General features: G+C 41.1%; 23 protein-coding genes. 2 read left to right on the plus strand and 21 right to left on the minus strand.

Annotated features, from left to right (window positions below; all coding sequences use genetic code 11):
• Nucleotides 1–20: 20 nt before the first annotated feature.
• The 11 genes from coaE to citZ all read right to left on the minus strand — a co-directional run bounded on the left by coaE (nucleotide 21) and on the right by citZ (nucleotide 12,634).
• The gene (coaE, locus tag AC25Y6_RS08425; RefSeq protein WP_488142693.1) at nucleotides 21–617 is read right to left on the minus strand and encodes a dephospho-CoA kinase; all 597 of its coding nucleotides are present in this window, start codon (nucleotides 615–617) and stop codon (nucleotides 21–23) included.
• Nucleotides 618–639: 22 nt separating this feature from the next.
• Complete coding sequence (mutM, locus tag AC25Y6_RS08430; RefSeq protein ID WP_488142694.1) at nucleotides 640–1,512, minus strand: bifunctional DNA-formamidopyrimidine glycosylase/DNA-(apurinic or apyrimidinic site) lyase; 873 nt, start codon at nucleotides 1,510–1,512, stop codon at nucleotides 640–642.
• Between the two features lie 9 nt (nucleotides 1,513–1,521).
• Nucleotides 1,522–4,146 (minus strand): DNA polymerase I, encoded by a 2,625-nt coding sequence (polA, locus tag AC25Y6_RS08435; RefSeq protein ID WP_488142695.1) that lies wholly within the window; start codon nucleotides 4,144–4,146, stop codon nucleotides 1,522–1,524.
• A 149-nt stretch (nucleotides 4,147–4,295) separates the two neighbouring features.
• Complete coding sequence (gene hflC, locus AC25Y6_RS08440) at nucleotides 4,296–5,306, minus strand: protease modulator HflC (protein WP_488142696.1); 1,011 nt, start codon at nucleotides 5,304–5,306, stop codon at nucleotides 4,296–4,298.
• Nucleotides 5,306–6,274 carry an FtsH protease activity modulator HflK gene (gene hflK, locus AC25Y6_RS08445; RefSeq protein ID WP_488142697.1) on the minus strand — a complete coding sequence of 323 codons (969 nt, stop codon included), beginning with the start codon at nucleotides 6,272–6,274 and terminating at the stop codon, nucleotides 5,306–5,308. The genes hflC and hflK overlap by 1 nt, the downstream gene beginning before the upstream one ends.
• 134 nt (nucleotides 6,275–6,408) lie before the next feature.
• Nucleotides 6,409–7,824 (minus strand): two-component system histidine kinase PnpS, encoded by a 1,416-nt coding sequence (gene pnpS, locus AC25Y6_RS08450; protein WP_488142744.1) that lies wholly within the window; start codon nucleotides 7,822–7,824, stop codon nucleotides 6,409–6,411.
• Nucleotides 7,824–8,534: a response regulator transcription factor gene (locus tag AC25Y6_RS08455; protein WP_488142698.1), complete on the minus strand. Its 711-nt coding sequence runs from the start codon at nucleotides 8,532–8,534 to the stop codon at nucleotides 7,824–7,826. Before AC25Y6_RS08455 ends, pnpS begins: the two co-directional genes overlap by 1 nt.
• A 17-nt stretch (nucleotides 8,535–8,551) precedes the next feature.
• Nucleotides 8,552–9,028: a MaoC/PaaZ C-terminal domain-containing protein gene (locus AC25Y6_RS08460; RefSeq protein ID WP_482099767.1), complete on the minus strand. Its 477-nt coding sequence runs from the start codon at nucleotides 9,026–9,028 to the stop codon at nucleotides 8,552–8,554.
• 93 nt (nucleotides 9,029–9,121) lie between these two features.
• Nucleotides 9,122–10,060: a malate dehydrogenase gene (mdh, locus tag AC25Y6_RS08465; protein WP_488142699.1), complete on the minus strand. Its 939-nt coding sequence runs from the start codon at nucleotides 10,058–10,060 to the stop codon at nucleotides 9,122–9,124.
• A 108-nt stretch (nucleotides 10,061–10,168) separates the two neighbouring features.
• Complete coding sequence (icd, locus tag AC25Y6_RS08470; protein ID WP_482105018.1) at nucleotides 10,169–11,440, minus strand: NADP-dependent isocitrate dehydrogenase; 1,272 nt, start codon at nucleotides 11,438–11,440, stop codon at nucleotides 10,169–10,171.
• Between the two features lie 78 nt (nucleotides 11,441–11,518).
• Entirely contained in the window at nucleotides 11,519–12,634 is a 1,116-nt protein-coding gene (citZ, locus tag AC25Y6_RS08475) for a citrate synthase (RefSeq protein ID WP_482105019.1), read from the minus strand.
• 188 nt (nucleotides 12,635–12,822) lie between these two features.
• Between citZ and AC25Y6_RS08480 the strand changes: the two genes are divergently transcribed.
• On the plus strand, nucleotides 12,823–13,797 hold the full coding sequence (locus AC25Y6_RS08480) for an AI-2E family transporter (RefSeq protein ID WP_488142700.1): 975 nt from the start codon (nucleotides 12,823–12,825) through the stop codon (nucleotides 13,795–13,797).
• Here the strand turns inward: AC25Y6_RS08480 and AC25Y6_RS08485 are convergent.
• From AC25Y6_RS08485 to AC25Y6_RS08520, 8 genes are all read right to left on the minus strand, one after another.
• Nucleotides 13,787–14,182, minus strand: coding sequence for an FxsA family protein (locus AC25Y6_RS08485; RefSeq protein ID WP_488142701.1), 396 nt, complete (start codon nucleotides 14,180–14,182; stop codon nucleotides 13,787–13,789). The genes AC25Y6_RS08480 and AC25Y6_RS08485 overlap by 11 nt on opposite strands.
• 49 nt (nucleotides 14,183–14,231) lie before the next feature.
• Complete coding sequence (gene pyk / locus AC25Y6_RS08490; protein ID WP_488142702.1) at nucleotides 14,232–15,992, minus strand: pyruvate kinase; 1,761 nt, start codon at nucleotides 15,990–15,992, stop codon at nucleotides 14,232–14,234.
• 36 nt (nucleotides 15,993–16,028) lie between these two features.
• Entirely contained in the window at nucleotides 16,029–16,997 is a 969-nt protein-coding gene (gene pfkA / locus AC25Y6_RS08495; protein WP_482105023.1) for a 6-phosphofructokinase, read from the minus strand.
• 63 nt (nucleotides 16,998–17,060) lie between these two features.
• Complete coding sequence (gene accA, locus AC25Y6_RS08500) at nucleotides 17,061–18,014, minus strand: acetyl-CoA carboxylase carboxyl transferase subunit alpha (RefSeq protein WP_482105024.1); 954 nt, start codon at nucleotides 18,012–18,014, stop codon at nucleotides 17,061–17,063.
• Nucleotide 18,015: 1 nt separating this feature from the next.
• Nucleotides 18,016–18,882 (minus strand): acetyl-CoA carboxylase, carboxyltransferase subunit beta, encoded by an 867-nt coding sequence (gene accD, locus AC25Y6_RS08505; RefSeq protein WP_482105025.1) that lies wholly within the window; start codon nucleotides 18,880–18,882, stop codon nucleotides 18,016–18,018.
• Nucleotides 18,882–19,538 carry a FadR/GntR family transcriptional regulator gene (locus AC25Y6_RS08510; RefSeq protein WP_488142703.1) on the minus strand — a complete coding sequence of 219 codons (657 nt, stop codon included), beginning with the start codon at nucleotides 19,536–19,538 and terminating at the stop codon, nucleotides 18,882–18,884. The genes accD and AC25Y6_RS08510 overlap by 1 nt, the downstream gene beginning before the upstream one ends.
• A 121-nt stretch (nucleotides 19,539–19,659) precedes the next feature.
• On the minus strand, nucleotides 19,660–22,737 hold the full coding sequence (gene dnaE / locus AC25Y6_RS08515; protein ID WP_488142704.1) for a DNA polymerase III subunit alpha: 3,078 nt from the start codon (nucleotides 22,735–22,737) through the stop codon (nucleotides 19,660–19,662).
• A gap of 22 nt (nucleotides 22,738–22,759) precedes the next feature.
• Nucleotides 22,760–23,695 carry a DHH family phosphoesterase gene (locus tag AC25Y6_RS08520; RefSeq protein ID WP_482099778.1) on the minus strand — a complete coding sequence of 312 codons (936 nt, stop codon included), beginning with the start codon at nucleotides 23,693–23,695 and terminating at the stop codon, nucleotides 22,760–22,762.
• Nucleotides 23,696–23,787: 92 nt separating this feature from the next.
• Between AC25Y6_RS08520 and AC25Y6_RS08525 the strand changes: the two genes are divergently transcribed.
• Nucleotides 23,788–24,108 carry a YtpI family protein gene (locus tag AC25Y6_RS08525; RefSeq protein ID WP_488142705.1) on the plus strand — a complete coding sequence of 107 codons (321 nt, stop codon included), beginning with the start codon at nucleotides 23,788–23,790 and terminating at the stop codon, nucleotides 24,106–24,108.
• Between the two features lie 36 nt (nucleotides 24,109–24,144).
• On the opposite strand, the gene AC25Y6_RS08530 is transcribed toward AC25Y6_RS08525, so the two are convergent.
• Nucleotides 24,145–25,452, minus strand: coding sequence for a DRTGG domain-containing protein (locus AC25Y6_RS08530; protein WP_488142706.1), 1,308 nt, complete (start codon nucleotides 25,450–25,452; stop codon nucleotides 24,145–24,147).
• Between the two features lie 162 nt (nucleotides 25,453–25,614).
• Entirely contained in the window at nucleotides 25,615–26,295 is a 681-nt protein-coding gene (locus AC25Y6_RS08535; protein WP_482105029.1) for a metal-dependent hydrolase, read from the minus strand.
• Nucleotides 26,296–26,323: the final 28 nt, after the last annotated feature.

Here is a 26,323-nt window from a genome sequence, read left to right on the forward strand (position 1 = left end):
TTCATCTATTCAGATAATGATTATGGTTGCGCATTCCAATCTAATAGTATCGCATCAAGCTGTCGCCCCGTGTGCTCTACTGTCTCATTATTGTGTAATACCGCATCTGCACCCAGTTCCTTTTCTTCCATTGAAAGCTGAGATTTGATTCGTGCATTTGCTTCTTCTTCCGATAACACATTACGCGCAATAAGCCTTTGTTTCTGGATCTCTGGAGTTACGGACACGACTATGATTCTATCCACAAAGGATTGTAGTTTACTTTCAAACAAAAGCGGGATATCCAGTATGACTGTATTTGAGCCTGCTAAGACCCAGTGCTCTTTTTGTCTTAGCATCTCTTTTCTAATAGCAGGGTGCATGATTCCATTTAATATTCTGCGCTCATCTTCATGTCCAAAAATACGCGCGCCCAGTTTTTCTCGATTTAGAGATCCATCCTCATGTACTATATCTTGTCCGAATACGCGGACAATCTCCATAAGGACCGGACTCCCCGGCTCCACTACCAGTCGTGCTATTTCATCCGCATCTACTATAGGGTAACCTTTTTTCTTCAGCATAGCGGAAACAGTGCTCTTTCCACTTGCAATACTGCCAGTTAATCCGATAATCATAGCTTAGAAGGCCTCCTATCAATCATTTCTGGCATTTTGGACAATAAACGGATGTCCTGCTAGCAATTTTCATACTCTTAGTAGCTGTGCCACAAACAGGGCAAACTTTCCTACCATACATTTTAAGCCGATCCTGCATTGTTCCTGCTTCACCATTAATATTACGGTAATCTGAAATGGAACTCCCGCCTGCATCGATACTTTCCTGTAAAATGGCTACGATTTCATCGAACAATTCGTTTTTCCGTCTTAAGCTTATCCGTTCCGCTGTTCTACCAGGATGAATGTGCATCTTAAACAGCGCTTCTGTTGCATAAATATTTCCACATCCCGATAACACCTGACCATCCATGATGACTTCTTTAATTGGTTTACAAGCATATTTCGGAGTTGAAGCACACTCAAGAAAGTGAAGGCGCGCTTCGGAAGCGAAAGGCTCAGGCGCCATTTTCAATAACGGCGGATGATCCGCTTCACATCCGAGAAGCCGTAATTCTCCAAAACGACGAATGTCTGAGTAGACAAGCAATCCTCCATCTTCCAGTTTGAAGATAACGTGCACATGTTTGCGGAATTTCGCTTCCGTTATCTCTTCTACCGTGTTGACAGTGAACCAGGCTCCTGTCATACCCAGATGACTGACCAGGAGACAAGTTTTACTGTTTTTCGTTAAATGAAAATATATATATTTACTTCGACGCGTAACATCTAAAATGGTCATTCCAGCCATTTCTAAAATGAAATCTTCAGTTGTAATTCCCTTTATCACAGCTTCTTTACCTAGTTGTTTAGATTTAATGACCGTCTCTGAAACAATCGCTTCTTGGATAGTCCTTCCTCTCGCAATAGGTGCGAGTGCCCGGACGACCCCTTCTACTTCTGGCAGTTCAGGCATTTTCTTACCTCACTTCGTTTCGTACCAGGATAATCCAAACGCCCAGTCCACTTTTAATGGTACGTCAAGTGCAATTGCGGATTCCATCACTTCAGGTACGATTTCCTTTAATTTTTCAATTTCATTTTCCGGTGCTTCAAAGATAAGTTCATCGTGCACTTGCAAGAGCATACGTGTCTGCATGCCTTCCACTTCAAGGCGTTTAGCCATTTCAATCATAGCTTTCTTAATTATATCTGCCGCACTTCCTTGAATCGGTGTATTCATGGCTGTTCGTTCTGCAAAACTTCTTAAATTGAAATTCGAACTTGTGATTTCCGGTAAATAACGCCTGCGGTTCATGAGCGTCGTCACATAGCCTTTTCTTTTCGCTTCTGCAACGATATCATTCATATACTGTTTGACACCTGGAAAACTACTGAGATAGGTGTCAATAAATTTAGCAGCATCTTTTCTCGTAATGTCGAGGTTTTGTGAAAGTCCGTAATCACTAATACCATATACAATCCCAAAGTTGACGGCTTTGGCTGCCCGCCGCATATCTGAAGTCACGAGGTCTTTTTCAACGCCGAATACATCCATTGCTGTTTTTGTATGAATATCTGCACCTTCGTGAAAAGCTTCAATCATTTTTTCATCCTGAGACATATGTGCAAGTACACGAAGTTCAATTTGGGAATAGTCGGCAGCAAATAAGTACCAGCCCGGTTCAGAAGGAACGAACGCTGCACGTATTTTCCTTCCTTCCTCAAGTCGTACAGGAATGTTTTGCAAATTGGGATTAATGGAACTTAGACGTCCTGTTGTTGTGAGTGCTTGTTGGAATCGGGTATGAATTTTTCCATCTTCATGAATCTCTTTCAATAACCCTTCAATATATGTTGAATTCAATTTACCAAGTTGACGGTAATTTAAAATATGGCTGATTATCTCATGTTCACTTTCGAGTTTCTCAAGCACATCAGCTGCTGTTGAATAGCCAGTCTTCGTCTTTTTAATCGGCGTAAGCCCAATTTTTTCGAAGAGAATGACGCCTAGCTGTTTAGGTGAATTAATATTAAATTTCTCTCCTGCAATTTCATAAATAGTTGTTTCAAGTGTAGCAAGTTTCGCCGATAACTCAGTTCCTATAGTAAGGAGTGTCTTCCTGTCGACCATAACGCCTGTAGTTTCCATTTTCCCTAGAATGGCTGCAAGCGGCAGTTCAAGTTCATGGTAAAGATCATATTGGTTGTTTTCTTTTAATTTTTCTTCAATCTCTGCATGCAGTTTCCAAATCGCTTGTGCTTTTCTGCCAGCATGATCAGCAATCACTTCTGTTGCAGGAACCGCTTTCTTAGCACCCTTTCCATAAATCACCTCATCCTGTTCGACTTCTGTATAACCGAATTCACGGGTAACAGAGGCCACGTCAGTGTAATTTGTTGAAGGGTTGACGATGTATGTGGCAAGTAATAGATCGAACTGGAAACCTTCTGCATCCAAACCAAGCCCCGCGAGTGAGGCGAATGCCGCTTTGGAATCAGATGTGTATTTTAACTTGTCCGTCTTTTGTAGCCACTGCTTGAACGCTTCACTGTTCTGTGCAACTTCAACTGGGACGAACAGAATGTTTTTTTCATCTGCCAAACTTATACCTAGAATCTGCGCAGTCAGATAATTGTCGTCCATCATTTCGACATGGATTGCCATCTCATTTGACAAATCTTTTTCGAACAGCTCGGAAACGATTGTAACCTCAATAGCTTTTTTCGGCTCCTCTGCCGCTTGTGGTGTGATTTTATCGAGGAGCGTTTTGAATTTCAATTCGCTGTAAATACTAATTACTTCTTCCATATCAGGGCCGTCATATGCAAGATCATTTATTGAGACTGTAATGGGAGCATTGACTTCGATTGTCGCGAGGTCTTTACTCATAAATGCCTGCTCTTGATTTTCAGTTAAATTCTGATTCAGTTTTTTTGCAGTAATATTTCCCAGTGATTTGTATACATTTTCGATGGAGCCATATTCAATCAATAATTTAAGCGCTGTTTTTTCGCCAACTCCCGGAACACCGGGAATGTTATCTGATGCATCACCCATTAGTCCTTTCATGTCGATAATCTGATGTGGCTCAATCCCATACTTCTCCATCACGTGATCAGGCGTATATTTTTCAATATCCGTCATCCCTTTTCGGGTAATGAACACCGTTGTATGGTTGCTTGCTAGTTGCGTTAAATCCTTATCCCCCGAAATGACTACAATTTCAGAACCATCCGCATCGCCTTTTTTACTTAGTGTTCCGATAATATCATCTGCTTCATACTGATCAAGTTCGTACTGTGGAATTTTGTACGCATCAAGAAGCTTGCGCAAATAGGGAAATTGCTCGGACAACTCGGGTGGTGTTTTTTGTCGTCCGCCTTTATATTCTCCGAATGTTTTATGCCTGAACGTTGTTTTTCCAGCATCCCATGCAACTAATATATGCGTAGGTTTTTCTTCCTCTAAGATATTTTGTAACATCATTGTAAAACCATATACTGCGTTCGTATGGATTCCGTTATCATTTGTCAATAAAGGCAATGCAAAAAATGCCCGGTATGCAAGACTGTTTCCGTCAAGTAATACAATTTTCTTAGTCGTCACGTACGCTCCACTCCTATTCAAAACACGTCATCTTCATTCATCTTACACGAGGGCAAGAAGAATTGAAAATGACGTGTTTTTTAGTAAACCTCGGCTCTCTCTCCATATGACAAGTCATATGGAGCTTGTTGCAGGTTATTCGTTCTTACTTAATCTAGATAGCCTGTCAATACTTTGGCGTATGGGGAATCAGCAGGGATGATGATCATTGTGTCCTCACCAATTGTTTTCGTATACGATTGAAGTGTGCGATACAAATTATAAAACTCTGGGTCTTTTGAAAATGCATTATTATAAATTTTTGCCGCTTCGGATTCCCCTTCCGCATGGATGATTGCAGCTTCCTTTTTCGCAGTTGCCAACATTTCCTGAACTTCACGGTCTGTCTCCGCTTCAATCCGACGTTTATCTGCATCCCCTTGTGATAAATAGGATTGTGCAGTCGACTGACGTTCGGAAATCATCCGTGTATAAATCGACTGTTCATTTTCTTCAGGTAAGTCGATACGCTTCATACGGACATCCACAACTTCGATACCGTAGTTCCCTTCAGCCAAAAACTCATTTACCCGCTTCGTCACACGATCATTCATACTACCTCGGGAAGAGTTTTCATCATTTACGACATCTACATAGTTCAACTGACCAAGTTCAGTCCGAACAACAGAGTAAATGAATTCCCCCAACCGCGATTCGGCATTTACAATATTCCTCGCGTTTGAAATCATTTTTCCAGGATCTGTGATTCTCCAAACTGAATAGTTGTCAATGATAATACGTTTCTTATCCTTTGTATTGATTTCCTCTTCAGATACGCTATAACTCATCAAACTCTTAGGAAGAGTTGTGACACTTTGTATGAACGGTATTTTCATGTTCATCCCCGGTTCATGAACAATGCGCTTAATTTCCCCAAATTGGCGGACGACTCGGTATTCATCTTCTTTAACGACGAATATATTGGCGATTACTATGACCATTAATGCAAATAGTGCAGTGAGGATAAGCGTCAGTTTCGCATATTTTTTTATTTCAAGCGGTGCTTTAGGTGTAACAGGTGTACCTGTTGCTTTGGTTGCTTTAGATGCTTTCTGTTTTGCACGCTGTCTTTCCAGGAATTTTTCCTCGATGGATTTAAATGGATTATCGTCATTCGCCATCAGTTTCCATCCCCTTCCGTTTTCGGTTCAGCTGGTGGAGGTGTTGTATTCTCCATTTGCTGTAATGGAAGATATTTCACCGTTTCGCCTGAATCGTTCATAATATAGATTTTTGCTTTCGGCAATACTTGTTCGAGTGTTTCAATGACAAGTCGCTGCCGCGTGATTGCTTTATTCTTCGAGTATTCTACAAGTAAATCATTGAAGAGAGCCACATCACCAAGGGCTAGCTCGGTACGCGCCTTCTTTTGCCCGATTGCATTCGACTTGATGGCATCGACTTCCCCGATTGCTTCATTTTTCTTTTGGTTTTTATATTTTTCAGCTTCGTTCGTCTTCGTGTTTTTCGTTTCGCGTGCATCCGTCACCGCTGTGAAGGCGGCACGGACTTCGGCATTCGGAAGTTCGACATCTTGCAGCTTGACGCCTTGTATGGCAATGCCGATATCATACTTATCGATGAGTGTCGCAAGCAGTTCACGTGTCTGTGCTTCAATTTCCGCTTTCCCATCCGTCAGTGCGGCATCTATCGTCGAATTACCTATGATGGAACGGATAGATGCTGAAGTTGCGTCATGGAGAATTGCCTTCGGATCTTGCGCATTGAATAAATACTTCTGCGGTTCAGTGATTTTCCATTGAACAACCAGATCAGTAAGCACAATGTATTCATCCCCCGTGATCATCTTGGTTTCTTTATCGAACGAAACAAGCTCCCCCCCGGCATCTTGCTTATATCCGAATTGCAGACTAAATGTTTCTTTCGATAGTATTTCAACCCTTTGAATTGGCCATGGTAATTTGAAATGAAGTCCCGAATCTGTCACTGTTGTATCCGCTTTACCAAATGTGATAACGACAGCCTGTTCAGATTCGTCGACAGTATACCATGTTGTGAAAGCAATGATTAACAGTAGTAGTCCAGCGAAAACCATTCCGACTGTCATTAAAATACGTCGTGTACTCATTTGTAAGCCCCCCTTCTCTTATGTATAACCTGTTATACGTTCTAAATAGTTGAAAGTTTCATATTTTCTCCAATTTGTTCTTTACAAACATTGCCTCAATAAATATAAAAAACGATCCAAAGTAAATGGATCGTTCACTCTTCCTGGCGCAAAGGCATTTGAATACGAATTAACGTACCCACGTTAATTGTGCTTTCCACTTCAACTGTTCCTCCATGGGCTTCCACAAGGTGTTTGACGATAGCTAATCCAAGTCCTGTGCCCCCGGATTCTCGGCTTCTAGCTCGGTCAACACGGTAGAAACGTTCAAACAGCCTAACAAGTTCTGTTTGTTTAATGCCGATTCCTTCATCTTGCACTTCTATGATTGCATTTCCTGATACTTGTTTAATGGAAATAATAATTTTCTTTTGTTCTTTCGAGTAGTTAATTGCGTTCGATAGCAGATTAACCATGACTTGTATTAATCGACCTGCATCTCCATCAATGACAATCTGCTCTGTTATGTCTAGGTCAATATCCATCTTTTTGCGCTCCAAACTTAATGAAACAATTGTCAAGGCATCATTGATAACATCATTCAGACTGACACGCGCAAACTGAAGAGTGAAGTTTTCCCGTTCCATTGCCGACAATTCAAGCAGGTCATCAATCAATAGATGTAATCTATCACTTTCTTTTTGAATGATTTCAAGAAACTCTTTCATAATTACAGGTTCATTCATTGCGCCATCCAATAACGTTTCCGTAAATCCTTTTATGGATGTAATCGGTGTACGGAGTTCATGGGAGACATTTGCAACAAAATCTTTTCGAACCTCTTCAAGTTTTACAAGTTTCGTAATATCATGCATGACAACGACAATACCTAGCCAATTACCGTGACGCCCGATTACCGGTGCACCATAAACGCTCATATGGGAGAAGTCTCCGTTTCCCACAAGTCTGACCTGTTTTTCACGAACTTGTTCAGTCATAAAGACATCTTCAATCAGACTCTCAATATCCACTGGCAATCCAATTGTTTTTAATGTCTTTCCGATCAGTTCCTCCTTCGAAAAACCAAAGGCCTTCTCAAAGACACCATTTACAAGATTGACTGAACCTTCACGACCAAACATTAGAAGTCCACTGCCCATACTCTCTATAAGTGTTTTTAAACGCTCTTTTTCCATCATTCGTAGTGTAGATATTTCCTGCATATTACTTGCTATTTTGTTAATGGCAATTGCGAGTTCATTAGCATATTCGGATTCGTCCGTCTGTGTTCTCGCGAGATGATCTCCCTTAGCAATTTGAATTGCTACTCTTGTAACATCATCTACTGGACGGGCATATTGCAACATCATTCGCTTTGCGATTAAAAGAGATATTATAAATGCAATGAGTAAAGTCAATAATAGAAAACCCCAGTATTTCTGCTGTACTTCGGCAGCAATGTCATTCGCGAATAAAGGAAAAAACTGACCGAGAACAATTCCGAGGCCAGTTAGTAGTACTGATAGAAGGACTGCACAAGCAATGACTAAGCGGGAATACAAACCTTTCATCAAAGTTTAGGCTCCTCAAATTTATAGCCAATTCCTCTTACCGTCTTGATGAAGAGAGGTTTCTTTGTATTTTCTTCGATTTTTTCCCGTAAATGACTTACATGAACGTCAACGATTCGGGTATCACCGGCAAAGTCATAATTCCATACCGCGCTTAAAAGCTGATCTCTAGAAAGGACTCTATTTTTATTCTGCATAAAGTGAACAAGTAGTTCAAATTCCTTCGGGGTAAACTCCAACTCTACTTTATCTAGAAAAGCTTCATATTGCTCAGCATGAACAATTAACTTTCCAGAGCTCAATGTGCCATTTTCATCGTTACGGTCTGACCTCTCACCGGTACGTCTCAGTACGGCTTTTACGCGCGCAACAACTTCCCTGGGACTGAATGGTTTTGTCATATAATCATCGGCACCCATTTCAAGACCAAGCACTTTGTCGAACTCGTCTCCTTTTGCCGTTAGCATAATTATTGGAATATCGAGTCCCTTCTGCCTTAAGATTTTACAGACATCTATTCCATCCATTTTCGGAAGCATTAAGTCTAGCAATATTAAATCAGGATTTTCTGTTTCTGATTTCAGTATAGCTTCTTCTCCATCCACTGCGGTGATTATTTCATATTGCGCTTGCTTCAAATTATACTCTAGAAGCGTCCGAATCGGCTGTTCGTCATCAACAATCAATATTTTCTTTCCACTTGAACTCATCTTCCATCAATCTCCCGTCAAAAGTTTTCCATCGCTTGCGATGTTAGACGCTCTTCCACTTTCGGCGGAATAACTGTCACTGTCCCTGAAATAACAATTTCTTCCTCATCATCATGTGCTTCGATTGAAATTTCTATCGCATTCATTTCTCTATCAACATGAATGACTTCTAGTAAGATGTTAATTATTGAATAGTGATAGACCGCTTTTGGAAATGATAACTGTTGTTGTACAATATGTGAACCTGGTCCTGGCAAATACTTTGAGACGGCAGATGTAACAATTCCTGTTAGCATAATAGTCGGTACAATAGGCTTTTCATAGGCTGTCTGCGAAGCGTAATCATGTTGAATATATAGTGGGTTACTATCGTTTGTTAACCCTAGATAAAGCAGCAAATCTTTATCCTCGATTTTCTCGGTTAACTTCAACTTTTCACCGACAGTAATCTCTTCGATTTTTCTTCCGAGACGCCTTTTCTTCCCTAATATCAACTTATATCCCCCTCAATATGTAATACAGTAAGTTTACCAATAATCAGAAAAAAAATCGAGTAGCATAGGCTACTCGATTGACTAATTAGAATATTATACAAGAACTTTCATAACTGCTTTAACCGATTCAGCAGAATTTGACAATGCCTCTTTTTCAGCTTCAGTCAAATCAAGCTCAATAATCTTCTCAATACCGCCAGCACCGAGTACTGTCGGAACGCCGATATAAATTCCATCTAGACCATATTCGCCTTCTAAGTATGCAATCGAAGGAAGTACACGTTTCTGATCTTTCAGGATTGCTTCAGCCATTTCAACGAGTGATGCCGCAGGAGCGTAGTAAGCTGAACCATTACCTAGTAGGTTTACGATTTCAGCTCCACCCTTACGTGTACGGTCTACAATTACTTCTAGTCGTTCAGCCGAAATCAACGTTTCGAGTGGAATACCACCCGCGTATGAGTAACGGATAAGCGGAACCATGTCGTCGCCGTGTCCACCAAGTACGAATCCGGTTACGTCTTTTACAGATAAGTTCAATTCTTGTGCTACAAACGTCCGGAAGCGCGCAGTGTCAAGGACTCCTGATTGCCCGATAACACGTTCTTTCGGTAATCCGGATTCTTTATAGACTGTGTATGTCATTGCATCTACCGGGTTAGTTAATACGATAATTGTTGTATCTGGAGAATGTTTTACTATTTCAGCAGTAACGATTTTCATGACTTTTTGATTCGTCTGAACAAGATCATCACGACTCATACCGGGCTTGCGCGCAATACCAGCTGTGATTATGACAATGTCAGAGTCTTTTGTATCCGTGTAATCTGAAGTTCCTATAATATTCGCATCATAACCTTGTACAGGTCCGGCTTCCATCATATCAAGCGCTTTCCCTTTTGTTGGGTTTTCCATTTGCGGAATATCTACGATAACTACATCACAAAGCTCTTTTTGAGCCAGAAGAAATGCTGTCGTTGCGCCTGTGAAACCAGAACCGATAACCGAGACTTTTTTACGTTTCATTGTCATGAGTTGCCTCTCCTTTTAATCGTTTATATGAGGGGACAGACCCCTCATATAAATGATTTAAATTTTCAACGAACAGAAAGTTGGGCTCTTCCACCGCTAATAGATTTATTATTTAAGGTTTTTGATCAATTCATCTGCGAATTCAGATGTTTTAACTTCTGTTGCACCGTCCATAAGACGAGCAAAGTCATAAGTTACAACTTTAGAAACAATTGTTTCTTCAATTGAAGCAGTGATCATAGCTGCCGCTTCATTCCATCCAAGGTGCTCAAGCATCAAGACGCCTGAAAGTAGAAGTGAAGAAGGGTTAACTTTATCAAGTCCTGCATATTTCGGTGCAGTACCATGAGTTGCTTCAAAAATTGCATGACCTGAAATGTAGTTAATGTTTGCTCCAGGAGCGATTCCGATTCCGCCAACTTGTGCAGCAAGAGCATCAGAAATATAGTCGCCATTCAAGTTCATTGTCGCTACAACATCAAACTCTTTTGGACGTGTCAAGATTTGTTGCAAGAAGATATCAGCAATTGCATCTTTAACGATGATTTTGCCTGCTGCTTCAGCTTCAGCTTGTGCTTTGTTTGCAGCATCAGTTCCATCAGCATCTTTGATTGCATCATATTGGTTCCATGTGAAGACTTTATCGCCGAACTCTTGTTCAGCAACTTCATAGCCCCAGTTTTTGAATGCGCCTTCTGTAAACTTCATGATATTTCCTTTATGGACAAGCGTCAATGACTTGCGGCCTTCTTTAATAATATAAGTAAGAGCAGCACGTACTAGACGTTTTGTACCTTCTTCAGAAATAGGTTTAATACCGATTCCAGAAGTTTCTGGGAAGCGGATATTTTTAACTCCCATTTCGTTTTGTAGGAATTCGATTACTTTTTTCGCTTCAGGTGTACCTTCTTTGTATTCAATACCTGCATAGATATCTTCCGTGTTTTCGCGGAAAATAACCATATCGCAATCTTCAGGACGTTTAACAGGTGAAGGAACACCTTCAAAGTAACGTACTGGACGTAGGCAAGTGTAAAGATCCAATTCTTGGCGAAGTGCAACGTTCAATGAACGGAAACCGCCGCCGATTGGTGTAGTAAGTGGACCTTTAATAGCAATTAAATACTCATCAATTGTATCAAGTGTTGCTTGTGGTAGCCATTCGCCAGTTTCATTGAATGCTTTCTCCCCAGCAAGAACTTCTTTCCAGATAAGTTTTTTCTTGCCACCGTAAGCTTTATCGACAGCTGACTCTAGAACGCGTGATGCTGCATGCCAAATATCCGGACCAGTACCGTCACCGATTATAAATGGAATTGTTGCGTGATCAGGTACATTTAAAACACCGTCTGTTACTGTAATTTTTCCACCGTTAGTCATAATTAATTTCCTCCCAATTTCAAATCAGAGGGCTGGCTATTGTAAATTCCGCCCCTAGTTATTTTTTATTTATAGTGCTTATCGTTCTTTAATCGGTACGTATTTCTGCAAGCCCGGTCCTGTGTAATCAGCACGAGGGCGAATCAGCCTATTATTCGCATATTGTTCACGAATATGTGCAATCCATCCCGAAATACGAGACACTGCAAAAATCGGCGTAAATAGATCGTGATCTATTTCCAGCGAATGGTAAACAGAAGCAGAATAGAAATCGACGTTTGGCGGTAAGTTCTTTTCGCCTGTAACGATTTCTTCTATTTTACTGGACATATTGTAGTACTTTTCTTCTCCGCGAAGTTCAGTCAAACGTTTAGACATTTCACGAAGGTGTTTTGCACGCGGATCACCTTTACGATAAACACGATGTCCGAAGCCCATGATTTTTTCTTTGTTATCCAGTTTTTCTCTGATATAAGATTCAACTTTGTCTTCTGAACCAATCTCCATCAGCATTTTCATTACTTGCTCGTTTGCACCGCCGTGAAGCGGTCCTTTGAGTGCACCGATAGCAGCCGTAACACCTGAATAAATATCAGAAAGTGTCGCAACACATACGCGTGCAGTGAATGTCGATGCATTTAGCTCATGGTCCGCATGAAGTACTAGAGCTTTGTCGAATGCTTCAATCGCAATTTCAGCAGGCATTTCACCAGTCAACATGTATAGGAAGTTTTCTGCATAGCCCAATTCTTCCTTCGGAGCAACCGGCTCAAGACCTTTGCGAATACGAGAAAATGTAGTAACGATTGTCGCTATTTTTGCTTGTAGCTTAATTGCTTTTTCGTAATTAGCCTCTTCAGACATATCTTCCGCTTTGTCGTCGTATAATCCTAAAAGGGATACTGCAGTGCGCAGTGCCGCCATCGGGTGTACTTCCCCGATTGGATACATTTTAAAATGATTAAGTACTTCTTTAGGAAGAGACATGTTAGCCGCAAGTTGTTTTTTCAGCTCTGCAAGCTCGTCCTCTTTTGGCAAACGCTGATGCCATAGAAGATGAATTACTTCTTCAAAGCTGGCGTTTTCTGCAAGATCGTCAATATCATAGCCGACGTATGTAAGTGTGTCATCAATAATTGAACTAATTGCTGACTGTGTCGCTACGACTCCTTCCAACCCTTTGGTTGATGTCATATAAAACGCTCCTTCTTTCAGTTCATTCGTCCACTCCGCAAAAAAAAGCAGAATGTCAACTGATCTGCTAATAATTATAATTAATCTACTTAAAAACGCTTACAACAACCATTATAATCAATTTTGTCATCTTTGTGAATGGATACGCTTGCTTTTGTTTTTTTAACTTGTAATGAAGGAGTTGTAGAATGTCCGACAATCACAGCAAACAACAAGCTTTTCGCTTAATCCTAATAAAGTGGCTGCCTGTTATTTTGACGGGAATTATTCTGTTTACAGTCCCTCCAGCAGCAATCGCTGTCATTTTCGCTTATTTTACAGCACCTACTTTGCACGCCATCCGCACAATTACAAAGTTGCCGCTTACGATTGCAACCCTTTTTGTAATGACACTTATGCTTTTTTTAATAAGTGCTTTCACATACATTGCACTTCATGGTCTTATTGATACGGTGCCCGCCGTCGAAAAGCATATTGCACCTTTTACACAGAATACGGATCTTGCCAGTAAATTATTATCATTCCTTGAAGATAAAGTTGTGGAGTATGGACATGCATTATTGGAATACACGGTAACAATTATTTCCACTGTATTTCAACGACTTTTTAGTCTGTTCATTTTCCTAGTTGCATATTTTTTCGCTTTGCGGGAATCCGGAAAAAATCGTTACTGGTTTTTAGTCTATTTCCCTATCCAAATACGTAAGCCTGCAAAAAGAATATTTACGGAGTCCGGTAAATTAATTGGAACTTTTGTTTCAGTGGAAGCCCGATTATTTTTCCTTACCTTCTTAATCTTAACAATAGGATTCATGTTTCTTCGATTCGAGTCTCCAATTGGTAATGCCTTTCTAATCTCCCTTGCAGATAGCCTGCCGTTTATCGGAATCGGTCTTTTTCTCTTACCAATGGCCGCTTTCTTCATATATACGAATAACCTATTCATTGGTATTTCGCTCATATTACTCTATTTATTCGCAATGACGACACGACAAATGGCTGAATCGTATATGTGGGCATCTACTTTCCATTTGAAGCCTATCCATGCTTTTTTCATAACGGCGACTTCCTTTTATCTATTCGGGTTACCCGGTATGTTATTGACCCCATTCCTTCTATTTGCAGCACTCAGAGTTAGACGGCACCCCTTGTTTAGCGGATGACGATTTGTCCATTTTTCATCTTATTATAAATCCATTTTTGGATAAATGGTCTGATTAGATTCCTTGGTCCCTTAAATAGTAATAATAATCCTGTTAGATCCGTTAGAAATCCAGGCATGATTAACAAGATTCCTCCAAAAAGAATACAGACTGCATCAATCATTGCATCGCCGGGAGTCTCCATAACTGTCATACGTGTCCTAAGTTCAGTCCAAGCTTTCATCCCTTGGCGTTTGGCGAGGTAGGCTCCACCTATTGCCGTTATTAAAATAATTGAAATTGTTGGTAACAGACCAAGTGTTTTCCCCGAATAGATTAACAACGCGAGTTCAGCTGTCGGGACAGCAATGAAAAGGAGTACTAGCCATTTCACAATTAATTTCATCTCCTAAAAAGGCTGCTCACCGATTATTTCGGAAGCAGCCTTGATTTATTTAGAGTACGCTGGCGCGTCCATTATAGATAACACCTGATTCAGCATCCATTGTAACCTCATTGCCATGGCGAATCAGTTTTGTAGCATCTTTGACTCCGACAATTACAGGTATACCAAGACTAAGACCCACAATAGCACCATGGCTTGTTAGCCCGCCTTCTTCTGTTATTAGCCCTGCGCATTTTTCAATTGCAGGCATCATATCGCGATCGGAACCGTTCGTAACAAGAATCGCTCCTGTTGTATCATATGACAGTGCCTCATCAGCATTTTTAGCAACTATGGTACGGCCGAAAGCGACATCTTTCCCGATTCCTTGTCCACGCGCAAGTAAATCACCGATGACATGGATTTTCATCAAATTCGTAGTGCCAGCCTTTCCGACTGGAACTCCAGCAGTAATGATTACTACATCACCATGTCCGACATATTGATGTTTAACACTTTCTTCCACAGATTCCTGGAGGATTTCATCAATTGAACTCACTTTTTTACCAACAATTGGATAGACGCCCCAAACAAGTGACAGCTTTCTAGACACAGCTTCTGATGATGTAACCGCGATAACAGGACAACCCGGTCGGTATTTGGCTATCATTTTAGCCGTATGTCCGCTCTCTGTCGGTGCAAGAATGGCCTTCACTTTCAAGTTAATGGCTGTGTATGCAGCCGCTTGTCCAATGGCTTCTGTCATATTACCATGTTTTTCACGTCTTCTTGTTGAAACGACTGAACGGTAATCGATAGCCTCTTCTGTGGCACATGCAATGCGATCCATTGTACGTACAGATTCAACTGGATAAATTCCAGCAGCCGTTTCTCCCGAGAGCATGATTGCATCAGAACCGTCAAAAATCGCGTTTGCGACATCACTTGCTTCTGCACGGGTTGGACGGGGATTTCTTTGCATCGAATCAAGCATTTGCGTTGCAGTGATTACCGCTTTTCCAGCCTGATTACATTTTTCAATCAAATTCTTCTGAACGAGCGGAACTGCTTCAGGAGGAATTTCAACGCCTAGATCTCCACGCGCAACCATTAGGCCATCCGAGACAGCCAAAATTTCATCGATGTTGTCGACGCCTTCCTGATTCTCGATTTTAGGGATAATCTGTAAGTTAGAGCCGCCATTTTTCTCAAGAAGTGATCGTATTTCCATCACGTCCGAAGCACGCCTAACGAACGATGCCGCTATGAAGTCAACGCCCTCTTTAATGCCGAACAAGATATCCTCCGCGTCTTTCTCTGTCATTCCTGGTAGCTGGACCGAAACACCAGGTACGTTAACACCTTTGTTATTACTCAATGTACCTGAATTAACGACCAATGTATGAATTAATCCCTGACTTTCATCTGTGCCTGTAACTTCTAACTGAATTAGTCCATCGTCTAATAATATGATAGATCCTTCACTTACATCTTCAATCAATTTTTCGTAACTGACTGAAAATACATCATTATTTCCTACAACTTGTGTCATGGAAATATCTATTTTTTCGGCTGCTACGAGTTCCACTTTTCCATTCTCCATCGAATGTGTCCGAATTTCAGGACCTTTCGTATCAAGCAAGATTCCTACAACTTTCCCTTTTTCACGTGCAACTTTTTTGATAGTGTCAATACGTGCTTTATGCTCTTGATGATTACCATGGGAAAAATTCAACCTGGCTACGTTCATGCCCGCATCTATAAGTTGTTCCAATAATTCTGGGGACTCACTTGCGGGACCAATTGTACATACTATTTTCGTTTTCCTCATCAACTATCGCCTCTTTTAAGTTTTTTGAACAACCAATTATATGGACAATTCCTGGGACATCTTGTACATTTTCTTATCAAAACCAGCTGATTGTTCGAAAACGTCCGTTAAGTCATAGTCTACCACCACATGATTTTGCATGCCAATAGCAATGCCTCCGCGACCCTCTTTTAAAACTTCAACTGCTTTTGCTCCATACTGACTCGCAATAACACGATCTCTTGCAGAAGGGGATCCACCACGCTGGACATGACCCAGAACAGAAATCCGTGTTTCAATACCGGCTTCCCGCTTCAATATTTCAGCGAGTTCTGCTGCAGACATCACCCCTTCTGCAACAATGATAATACTGTGCTTCTTACCGCGACCTGTACCACTTTTTAGTCGTTCGATAATATCAGGCACTTCGTACTTCTCTTCGGGGATAAGTATCGTTTCCGCTCCACCCGCTAGTCCAGCCCATAAAGCAAGATCACCGGCATCTCTCCCCATCACTTCGACGATGAATGTCCGCTCGTGAGACGTTGCAGTATCACGTATCTTATCAATTGCATCAATGACTGTATTCAATGCTGTATCGAAACCTATTGTTAATTCTGTTCCGTTTATATCATTGTCGATTGTGGCCGGAACACAAACACATGGCAATCCAAGAGCCGTTAATTCAAATGCGCCTTTGAATGAACCGTCTCCACCTATTACAACAAGTCCATCGATATTGTGTTTCTTCAATTGTTGAAGTGCCTTTTCTCGCCCTTCAAGAGTTCGAAATTCAGCGCTTCGGGCAGAACGCAACATCGTGCCTCCTCGCTGAATAATATCTCCTACGGAACCAAGTTGCAGAAGTTCAATTTTCCCTTCAATCAATCCTTGATATCCATTAAAAACACCAGCCACTTCAAGACCTTCATAAATCGCTTTCCGAACAACAGCACGAACTGCAGCATTCATGCCTGGTGCGTCTCCGCCACTTGTCAAAACAGCTATCTTTTTCGTAGAAATCACTCCAATCCAGGATTAAATATTATTTTCTAAACACGAATAGATGCGGTTACCCGCATCCTATATTTATTCAGAAAATACACCAATCTGACGAAACTTATCATATCGATGATTAACGAGTTCATGACCATTCAATGTGTTTAGTTTTTCTAAGGATAAACGGATTGCATCTCCTAAATGAATAGCTTGCGCTTCTAGGTCACGATGTGCACCACCGCGCACTTCCGGAATAATTTCCTCGATAATTCCCATTTCTTTTAAATGTGGAGCAGTGATTTTCATTGCCTCCGCCGCTTGTTTGGCTAGACTAGAGTCTTTCCAAAGTATAGTCGCTGCCCCTTCGGGCGAAATGACAGAGTATGTAGAGTTTTCAAGCATGTGGATATGGTTTGCAACGCCAAGTGCTAGTGCACCACCGCTTCCGCCTTCTCCGATAACTATGGAGATAACCGGAACAGTCAAGCCAGCCATTTCAACAAGATTACGGGCAATTGCCTCACTTTGCCCCCGCTCTTCAGCCGCCTTGCCAGGGAAAGCCCCCTTTGTATCGATGAAACACACAATTGGTCTTCCAAATTTCTCCGCCTGTTTCATTAGGCGCAGAGCTTTTCGGTACCCTTCAGGATGCGGCATTCCAAAATTCCGCTTGACGTTCTCTTTTGTATCTTTTCCGCGTTGATGGCCAATTACTGTAATGGGTCTCGATTCGAATGAAGCAATTCCACCTACAATAGCAGCATCGTCACCGTAAGCTCTATCACCGTGCAATTGCATGAAATCTTTAAAGAGCATATTTATATAATCCATTGTTGTCGGACGTTCGGGATGTCTTGCCACTTGAACCCGATCCCAAGGTTCCATATTTTCATAAATTTCTCTTTCCAACTTTTTCAATCGCATTTTTAACGTCTCGATTTCATCAGAAAGATCAACTGAGTTGGTCGTTGTATACTCTTCAAGCTCGATGATTTTTTCACGTAGCTTGACGATTGGTTCTTCAAATTTCAACGTTTTACCCATTTCAGTTCATCCCCCTTACATGAAGTCGCAAAATTTTAGAAAGTGTTTCTTTCATTTCAGCGCGGTGTACGACAGCATCCAATTGGCCATGATCCAGCAAAAATTCTGCAGTCTGAAAATCCTCCGGTAATTTTTCTCTGACAGTTTGTTCAATGACACGTCTACCCGCGAATCCGATTAGTGCTTTTGGTTCTGCTATATTAATATCACCTACCGAGGCAAAACTTGCCGACACACCACCCGTCGTTGGGTATGTCATCACAGATACATAAAGTAACCCTTCGCTCGCATGCCGATTAAGCGCGACACTCGTTTTAGCCATTTGCATGAGTGATAACACTCCTTCTTGCATGCGTGCACCACCACTAGCTGAAAATATGATTACCGGTATGCCATGTGCTGTTGCTTTTTCAATTGCGCGAGTAATCTTTTCCCCGACAACTGATCCCATTGAGCCCATTCGGAAATGGGAATCCATTATTGCAACAGCTACTTCTAGTCCATCAATCTTTCCTGTTCCAGTGAGTACAGCTTCGTTTAACCCTGTTTTCTTAGAATCCGACTCAACTTTTTCAGTATAAGCGGGAAAACTAAGCGGGTTTTCCGTCTTCAAGTGATTATCAATCGATTCAAACGTCTCGTCATCGAAAAGACAAGCAACTCGTTCAGTTGCAGTCATTTTAAAGTGATGATCGCATTTTGGACAGACTTTCAATGTCTTAATTAAATCTTTTGTTAAAACAATATGTTTACATTCCGGACATTTAGTCATTATCCCTTCAGGAACGTCGTTTTTAGCGTCGACGGAAGGAATTGTAGTTGTATTTTTATGTTTATTTCTATTCTTACTAAATAGATCTCGAATCATTACTGGCTTTCCCCTCTTTCACTTTCAACTAATTCAATCCATTCCGAATAAGCTTCCAGTGTTATAGTAGTATTTCCTTCACACAAATTGTGAAGCATTTTTTTTATAATATCGTTTTCAGTCGTTTCGGTCATGCTCTCGAATGGTACTTTGCTGTATTGTTTTAGTAGAAACCAAATTTTCAAAGATAATCTGTTACCGGTTGCGACAATCAACTCCCGGATAAGATCTTCCCGTAAGATTTCCCCGTCTTTATCAACTTTCTTCAATAAACTACCCCATACTGGCAAAACCCTTAACGTAGCATCATTACACACAGCCATAATCGCCGCTTTTTCATGGATTCTTCTTGTTTCCTGAACATCATTCACTGAGTCTGTCTGTTGCATGACGAATGCAGCAAGAACCTCAACGAGCTTATGCTTTTTGTAATCCACAAGAAAGGTCCCTTCACCGCGCCTGGTTTCAATAATCCCTAGTAACTCTAGACTTCGCAGCGCTTCACGAATCGTAGACCTGCCCGCTTGCAAGCGCTCCGCAAGCTCACGTTCTGAGGGTAACTTTCCACCTGTTTCAATACCTTCTTCTCGAATTATCGATTTAAGTTCTTCTACAATATCAAGAAACATTTTTGAAGTCGGTTTTGTATTTTGCATTCACGGACCCCTTCGAAAATATACATGATGAAAAGTGGTCAGACCACTTCTGTCTTTAGCATACAGAAAACGCTGCTGAACGTAAAGTGAAATCCAATTAAGGAAAAACCTACAGCATTTTTCATAAATCCTTTGTTTGTTGAATAATTATCTGCGGTTTCCCATTTCGACGTTCGACAGTCCCCTCAATATGAATGATTGCCATCTCGATAAGATGCGGATTCGAGAGCGCGTATTTTTGTGGAAAAAGCGTACAAGAAATTGAGCCCGTTTCATCTTGAATCGTGACAAATGCCATCGATTCCCCTTTTTTCGTTCGTATTCGTTTGATTTCAGTTATAAGGCCAGCAATTTTCACATATGTTCTATCCGCTAAAGAATCGATTGAGATGATGGTATTATAATTACCCCCAGCTGCTTTCTTAACCTCAGCTGCAGGATGTTCTGATAGATAAAAACCCAGGACTTCTCTTTCGTATTCTAGCAACATCATCCTTGGCATTGTGCCACCAGGAGAGTATTTCGGACTTGCGACTGATCGCATCACTTCGCTGAGAAAATCGTCGCCATCATCAGGACGGATGAATAACGCATGGGATATTGCTGCATCAATCGACGTTAACAGGACTGCACGCGTTTCACCAAATACATCCAGTGCCCCAGCCTTAACAAGCGGTTTAATCGATTTCTCAGTGAATACCTCCCCCCCGAGAGATGCTGCCATTTCAAACAGCGTTTTCCAATTACCGCCAGACTTCCTAGCTCGCTTAACTGCATTATAAAAAGTGGGTGTTACGCCTTTGATAGCTCCAAGACCAATTCTTATTGAACCGTTTTCAACAGTGTACATATACTTACTGCGGTTAATAGAAGGAGGAAGAACTTTAACATCCCTCGCTTCAGATTCACGCATCAGTTCAATTGACTTCTCGTTGTTTCCAGTTGTTGAGGAAAGAAGCGCTGCGTAAAAATAAGCTGGTTCATTCGCTTTCAAATAAGCTAGTCTGTAAGAAATAAGTGAATATGCGACTGCATGGCTTTTTGGAAAGCCGTAATCCGCAAACTTCACAATGAGGTCATAGATTGCAACAGCTGAATTTTCAGGATAACCGTTACTGACGGCTTTTTGTGTGAAATGAATTCGTTCTTTCTCTAAGTTCTCCCGATTCTTCTTGCTGACCGCACGTCTTAACAGGTCGGCTTCTCCCATAGTGAATCCAGCAAAGCGAACTGCAATCTCCATGATTTGTTCTTGATAAACGATAACACCGTATGTTTCTTTTAACACCGCTTCGAGCTGTGGGTGAATATAGGTAATTTGTTCGTTATCATTTTTGCGTCGGCTATAAAGAGGGATATTCTCCATCGGTCCCGGTCGATACAAAGCAGTGATAGCAAAAATATCTTCAAACTTATTTGGACGGATTAATCGGAGTGCATCTCTCATTCCATCTGATTCAAATTGAAATATCCCCGTCATATCCCCAGTTCTAAATAGCTCAAATGTTTTTTCATCATTAAGTGCAATATCTTCAAAATCGATTCTGATTCCTTTATCGTAAGAGATCATTGACCTAATGCGGTCCAGTAGAGTTAAATTACGCAACCCTAGAAAATCCATTTTCAATAATCCCTGTTCTTCAACGTCTCCCATTGGCCACTGGGTCAGGTAGATGTCATCCGAACCGCTTTGAAGTGGTACTACATCAACTAGCGGGACTGGTGATAAAATAAGTCCCGCTGCATGTGTTGATGCATTGCGCGGTAGCCCCTCTAGCTTAATTGCAGCTTCTAACCAGTCATTTCGTACTGGATCAATTGCAATCCAATCACGAAGCGCTTTTGATTCTGCAACTGCCTGCTCGATTGTAATTCTGTGTCTATTAGGAATTTCTTTTGATAAATAAGCCATCTCTTCATTTGAAAAATCGAAAACTCGAGCCACATTACGGACAACTGATCTAGTGGAAAGCGTACCAAATGTAATAATTTGTGCGACATGCATTTTCCCATATTTCTTTGCAACATAGTCAATCACTTCAGAACGACGGTTGTCTGCAAAATCGATATCGATATCCGGCATCGTCACTCGACCCGGATTAAGAAACCGTTCAAAAATTAGGCCATATTTTATAGGATCTACATCAGTTATATCAAGGGCATAAGCAACAAGCGACCCTGCCGAAGAGCCCCGTCCGGGACCCGTAAGTATTCCTTGTTCTTTGGCATAACGCATAAAGTCCTCGACAATTAGGAAGTAGTCTGCGAATCCCATTTCACTAATAATTCCTATTTCATACCGTAGGCGCAAATCATACACTTCTTCCACCTCACCGAGCCGCCGTTTTAAACCTGCGGCACTGTTTTTAGCTAAGAGGGATGTTGAAGTCTCCTCCAGCGGAACCGGAAATACCGGCATCAGCGATTGAGTTGGCGGTAATGTTGCGTCGCACGATAAAAGGATATCTGACATATTTGAAAGCCATTGAAGTCTGTCTGAAAACCAATCAACAAGTTCGCTTTCTTCAGGGAGATATGCTGTCTTTGTAAGATTATGAGGCCTTGCTGGGTCATTAAGTTTATAACCCGTACGGATTGCTTCGGCGACTTCATACGCAAAAGCATCTTCTTTATGGATATACCTACTTTCATAGACAGCGGCAATAGGTATGTTTGTTGAAGCCGCAATCATTTCAATTGCAGCTTCATCAGGATGTTTTATGCCTCCTGATCTATCGATGCCTATAATAACCGAAGATGTGTCACACCCCTTTATCATGCGAGTAAAATCATCTTCGGTACGAGAAGTGTTCCATGAATCATCTGTCATCGGACAAAAGATTATACATCCCGAGCTATAAGCCTTCAGCCATTGAATGGGTAGTGTTTCAGACTCTCTCACAGAAACCGCACTGCTCATCTTCAGAAGGTTTCGATATCCTTCATCATCTTTTGCATAAACGTAAAGAAGGACGGCTTCCTTTTCTCCAGTTTCCAAGTACACAGACAAACCAATCACTGGGCGGATTCCAAATTTAATCATCATTTTATAAAAAGGACGGATGCCATATAATTTAGAATTGACAATCGCAACAGATGTAGCCCCTCTCCTTTTCAGAAGTGGGGCTAAATCCTCGATTTTTATGATTCCGCGCAGAAGATCTGCACCCGTCACTACTTGCGGATAGACAAGTGTCAATGTAATTCCTCCGCTCGTTTTCCTACATGCAAAGTTCTTTTAACTTTCCAATGACTTCATCTGTTTTTTCCCAAGAATAGACAGACGCGCCAGCTGCGAGTGGATGGCCACCGCCTCCATATTGTGCAGCCAACGAATTAATAACCGGTCCTTTTGAACGAAACCTAACCCGAATCTGATCGGCTTCCTCAATAAAGATAATCCAGGCTTTAATTCCCTGTACATCCCCTAGTGCACCTACCAATTGGGAAGTATCCGAAACTGATACCCCAAATCTTTCGAGTAGTGCCTTATCCAGTTTCACAAAAGCTGCACCATTTTCGTCAATTGTGAAGTTTTGATAAATATATCCTTTAAGATGTAGTAATTCCCGCTTCATCTCATACATTCCTGCAAACAGTTCAGTTCTATCAAAATCAAATTTGATCAAATCACTTACTACTTCAAATGTATTTACAGTCGTGCTGGGGAATAGGAAACGTCCTGTATCTCCTACAATTCCTGCAAATAAAAGTCGGGCGGCATCAGTGGTCATTTTCCAACCATAATGTTCTTTTCCTACTTCGTATAAGGAGTAAATCATTTCCGATGTTGAACTTGAATCAGTATTAACCCATTTTACATCACCATAAGGATCCGCATCAGGATGATGATCAATCTTCATGAGTAAAGCACCTTCAGTATAGAACTCGCCGTCAATTCGCTCTATATTTCCTGTATCGGTGATAATCACTAGAGCCCCTTCATAAAACGATTGTTCGACATGATCCTGCAAAGTCAAATATGTAAGTGTCTCATCATGTTGGCCTGTTGCAAAAACTTGTTTTTCAGGATAATTAGCTTTTAACAATTCTTTTAACCCAGACTGTGAGCCATACGCATCCGGATCAGGTCTTATATGACGATGAATAATGATTTTATCGTATTTTTCAATTGTGTCGATGATTTGTCTTTTCATAAACGATTCCTCCAAGCTTCGATATATTCCGGTCGCAATCTATTCGAAAAGCCGCTACAATGTAATAAGTTTGTATGTAATGGAGGGCTTTCATGTTAACTATAAATTTCTTTTTAGTATTTTTCATAATCGCATCTGCGGTCTTTTATTTCTATTTCAAGACCAGGCAATTTCGTACCAAACAGCTATTTCCAATTCGCAAAAAAATGTATGCGAGTATGGCGGGTGGTTTTCTAGGTAGCTTGTTACTCTTTTTTGGAATTAATCAGCTGATGCTTTTTAATGGCATCACAACTTATATTATTGCAGCCTTGTTCATCGGACTTGGAGCTTATGTAGGCATTTTCAATTATCGAGCCTACAAACATTATAAAAGTTTTGTCAAAGAAGAAACAGAGTTGAATAAAAACTGATGCGCTTATGTGCATCAGTTTTTATTTTCCACTTCTTCATCGTTCAAATAATTGATACATAATCATCGCTTTGGCAACTAAGTCACCTTCAGTTAAAATATCAAAATCGACTTTTACAAAACGTCTACTCATATGCAAAATCCTTGGTATGACAACGACTACACTGCCGAGTTGAACGTGTTTTATAAAATACAGCGACATGTTTTCAGGTACACTTTCCCCCCGTTTCCGCATCTTAATGGCTCTATTACCCGACTCGGTCAAAAGGGTCGTCAATGCTCCATAAGACAGGGAACCAAACTGATTCGTCATTTGTGGAATTACTGTAAACTCAATAGTATGGGGTTGCTCAGGTATCGTTTTCATCTGATTCTTTATAATGTCGTCAATTGTTTCTCCCTGCTGCGGTTGACGTTGCGTCATCTGCATCGCTTTTAAAACATCCTGTCGACTAATGATACCCGTGAGGATTCCTGCGTCTGTTACTACTGGTAGAAGATCAATGCCTTCCCAGATCATACTGTGTCCTGCGGAGGCGACAGATGTCTTACCGGTAACAGTAATTGGATGACGGGTCATTACTTTTTCAACTAATTCATCATTCATTTTACCAATCGCATCACGTGATGTTATTACCCCGACAAGCTTCCCACTTTTCTCCACAACGGGATAACCAGTATGGGCTGATTTATCATTCACTTCATGAAAGCGTGTGACCTGATCTTTTGCTGAAATCGTAATTGTTTCTGCTAGAGGCGTCAAAATATCTTCTACCAGCAAGATTTCTTTTTCGATTAACTGATCATAAATTGCCCTGTTTAACATCGTTGCTACTGTGAATGTGTCGTAACTTGTTGAAATAACGGGTAGGTCCAATTCATCCGCCAGTTGTTTCACTTCATCGGAAGCATCAAATCCACCTGTAACAAGCACCGCGGCACCAGCTAGAAGCGCTGTTTCATGTGCCTTCAATCTATTCCCCACGATCAAGAGACTACCTGCATTAATGTAACGCAGCATATCATCAAGTTGCATTGCCCCAATAACGAACTTGGTCAACGTCTTATGTAAACCACTGCGTCCTCCGAGCACTAGACCATCAACAATATTAACCACTTCTGCAAATGTCAGTCGTTCGATATTCTCCTTCTTTTTCCTTTCAATCCGGATAGTACCGACACGTTCGATCGTATTAACGAGTTTTTGGTTTTCTGCTTCTTTAATCGCCCTATAAGCTGTTCCTTCACTTACAGAAAGTGCTTTCGCAACTTGACGTACTGAAATTTTCTCACCAATGGAAAGTCCTTCGATATAACGAAGTATTAGTTCATGTTTTGTCGCCATGTCTTCACCTTTTCTCTATCATGACCTTAAGGCTATTCTACCACAAAACGTTTAAGAAAAGCGCTTACTGCATGAACAGGGACGACTGAACGGAGGACTGATGAAAAAGTCGGGATTTTTATAATTTAGCCAAGAACACCCGTGACTTCAGTTGTGGGAGGTTCATAATTCTATCGTTTCCCCTACATTCATTATTTTCACTATATTTCCATCAACTAGGGCTTTGAACGTTTCCGGATCTTGCTCAATCGGTGGAAATGTATTGAAATGGATAGGTACAGCAAGCTTCGGATTTAGTAATTCGACAGCGCTGGCCGCATCTTGAGGGCCCATTGTGAAGTTATCACCAATTGGAACAAAAGCTACATCAATTGGATGACGTTTTCCGATCATCTCCATATCGCCAAAAATCGAAGTATCTCCCGCATGATAGATTGTTTTCCCTTCCACCATAAACAAAATACCTGCTGGCATTCCTGTATAGATGATTTCATTCGCTTCAGTCGTGTAAGAAGAACTATGAAACGCCTGTGTATATTTCACTGTCCCAAAATCAAACTCACAGGCTCCACCAATGTTCATGCCGTGCGTTCTTAAGCCCTGCCACGACAGATAGACTGCAAGCTCATTCGGAGCTACAACAAGTGCATTACTGGCTTTCGCTATGGCAACGGTATCGCCAACATGGTCATTATGACCATGTGTCAGCAGAATTACATTTGGTTTTTCATTTTCTACTATTAGATCTGTAAGCTTATTTCCTGTAATAAATGGATCAATCAGAATCGTAAAATCGCCAGTTTTTATTTTAACAATCGAATGACCATGGTATGAAATCTTCATCGTAAAATCTCCTCCTATATTTCTTGTC

It is taken from the genome of Sporosarcina sp. Y1004 (genome assembly GCF_057669665.1).

Excerpts from the sequence above, each read along its gene's own strand:
- coaE (WP_488142693.1), bottom strand. The coding sequence starts at position 617 with ATGATTATCGGATTAACTGGCAGTATTGCAAGTGGAAAGAGCACTGTT.
- mutM (WP_488142694.1), bottom strand. The coding sequence starts at position 1,512 with ATGCCTGAACTGCCAGAAGTAGAAGGGGTCGTCCGGGCACTCGCACCT.
- hflC (WP_488142696.1), bottom strand. The coding sequence starts at position 5,306 with ATGGCGAATGACGATAATCCATTTAAATCCATCGAGGAAAAATTCCTG.
- hflK (WP_488142697.1), bottom strand. The coding sequence starts at position 6,274 with ATGAGTACACGACGTATTTTAATGACAGTCGGAATGGTTTTCGCTGGA.
- pnpS (WP_488142744.1), bottom strand. The coding sequence starts at position 7,824 with ATGAAAGGTTTGTATTCCCGCTTAGTCATTGCTTGTGCAGTCCTTCTA.
- AC25Y6_RS08455 (WP_488142698.1), bottom strand. The coding sequence starts at position 8,534 with ATGAGTTCAAGTGGAAAGAAAATATTGATTGTTGATGACGAACAGCCG.
- mdh (WP_488142699.1), bottom strand. The coding sequence starts at position 10,060 with ATGACAATGAAACGTAAAAAAGTCTCGGTTATCGGTTCTGGTTTCACA.
- icd (WP_482105018.1), bottom strand. The coding sequence starts at position 11,440 with ATGACTAACGGTGGAAAAATTACAGTAACAGACGGTGTTTTAAATGTA.
- citZ (WP_482105019.1), bottom strand. The coding sequence starts at position 12,634 with ATGACATCAACCAAAGGGTTGGAAGGAGTCGTAGCGACACAGTCAGCA.
- AC25Y6_RS08480 (WP_488142700.1), top strand. The coding sequence starts at position 12,823 with ATGTCCGACAATCACAGCAAACAACAAGCTTTTCGCTTAATCCTAATA.
- AC25Y6_RS08485 (WP_488142701.1), bottom strand. The coding sequence starts at position 14,182 with ATGAAATTAATTGTGAAATGGCTAGTACTCCTTTTCATTGCTGTCCCG.
- pyk (WP_488142702.1), bottom strand. The coding sequence starts at position 15,992 with ATGAGGAAAACGAAAATAGTATGTACAATTGGTCCCGCAAGTGAGTCC.
- accA (WP_482105024.1), bottom strand. The coding sequence starts at position 18,014 with ATGGGTAAAACGTTGAAATTTGAAGAACCAATCGTCAAGCTACGTGAA.
- accD (WP_482105025.1), bottom strand. The coding sequence starts at position 18,882 with ATGATTCGAGATCTATTTAGTAAGAATAGAAATAAACATAAAAATACA.
- AC25Y6_RS08510 (WP_488142703.1), bottom strand. The coding sequence starts at position 19,538 with ATGCAAAATACAAAACCGACTTCAAAAATGTTTCTTGATATTGTAGAA.
- AC25Y6_RS08520 (WP_482099778.1), bottom strand. The coding sequence starts at position 23,695 with ATGAAAAGACAAATCATCGACACAATTGAAAAATACGATAAAATCATT.
- AC25Y6_RS08525 (WP_488142705.1), top strand. The coding sequence starts at position 23,788 with ATGTTAACTATAAATTTCTTTTTAGTATTTTTCATAATCGCATCTGCG.
- AC25Y6_RS08530 (WP_488142706.1), bottom strand. The coding sequence starts at position 25,452 with ATGGCGACAAAACATGAACTAATACTTCGTTATATCGAAGGACTTTCC.
- AC25Y6_RS08535 (WP_482105029.1), bottom strand. The coding sequence starts at position 26,295 with ATGAAGATTTCATACCATGGTCATTCGATTGTTAAAATAAAAACTGGC.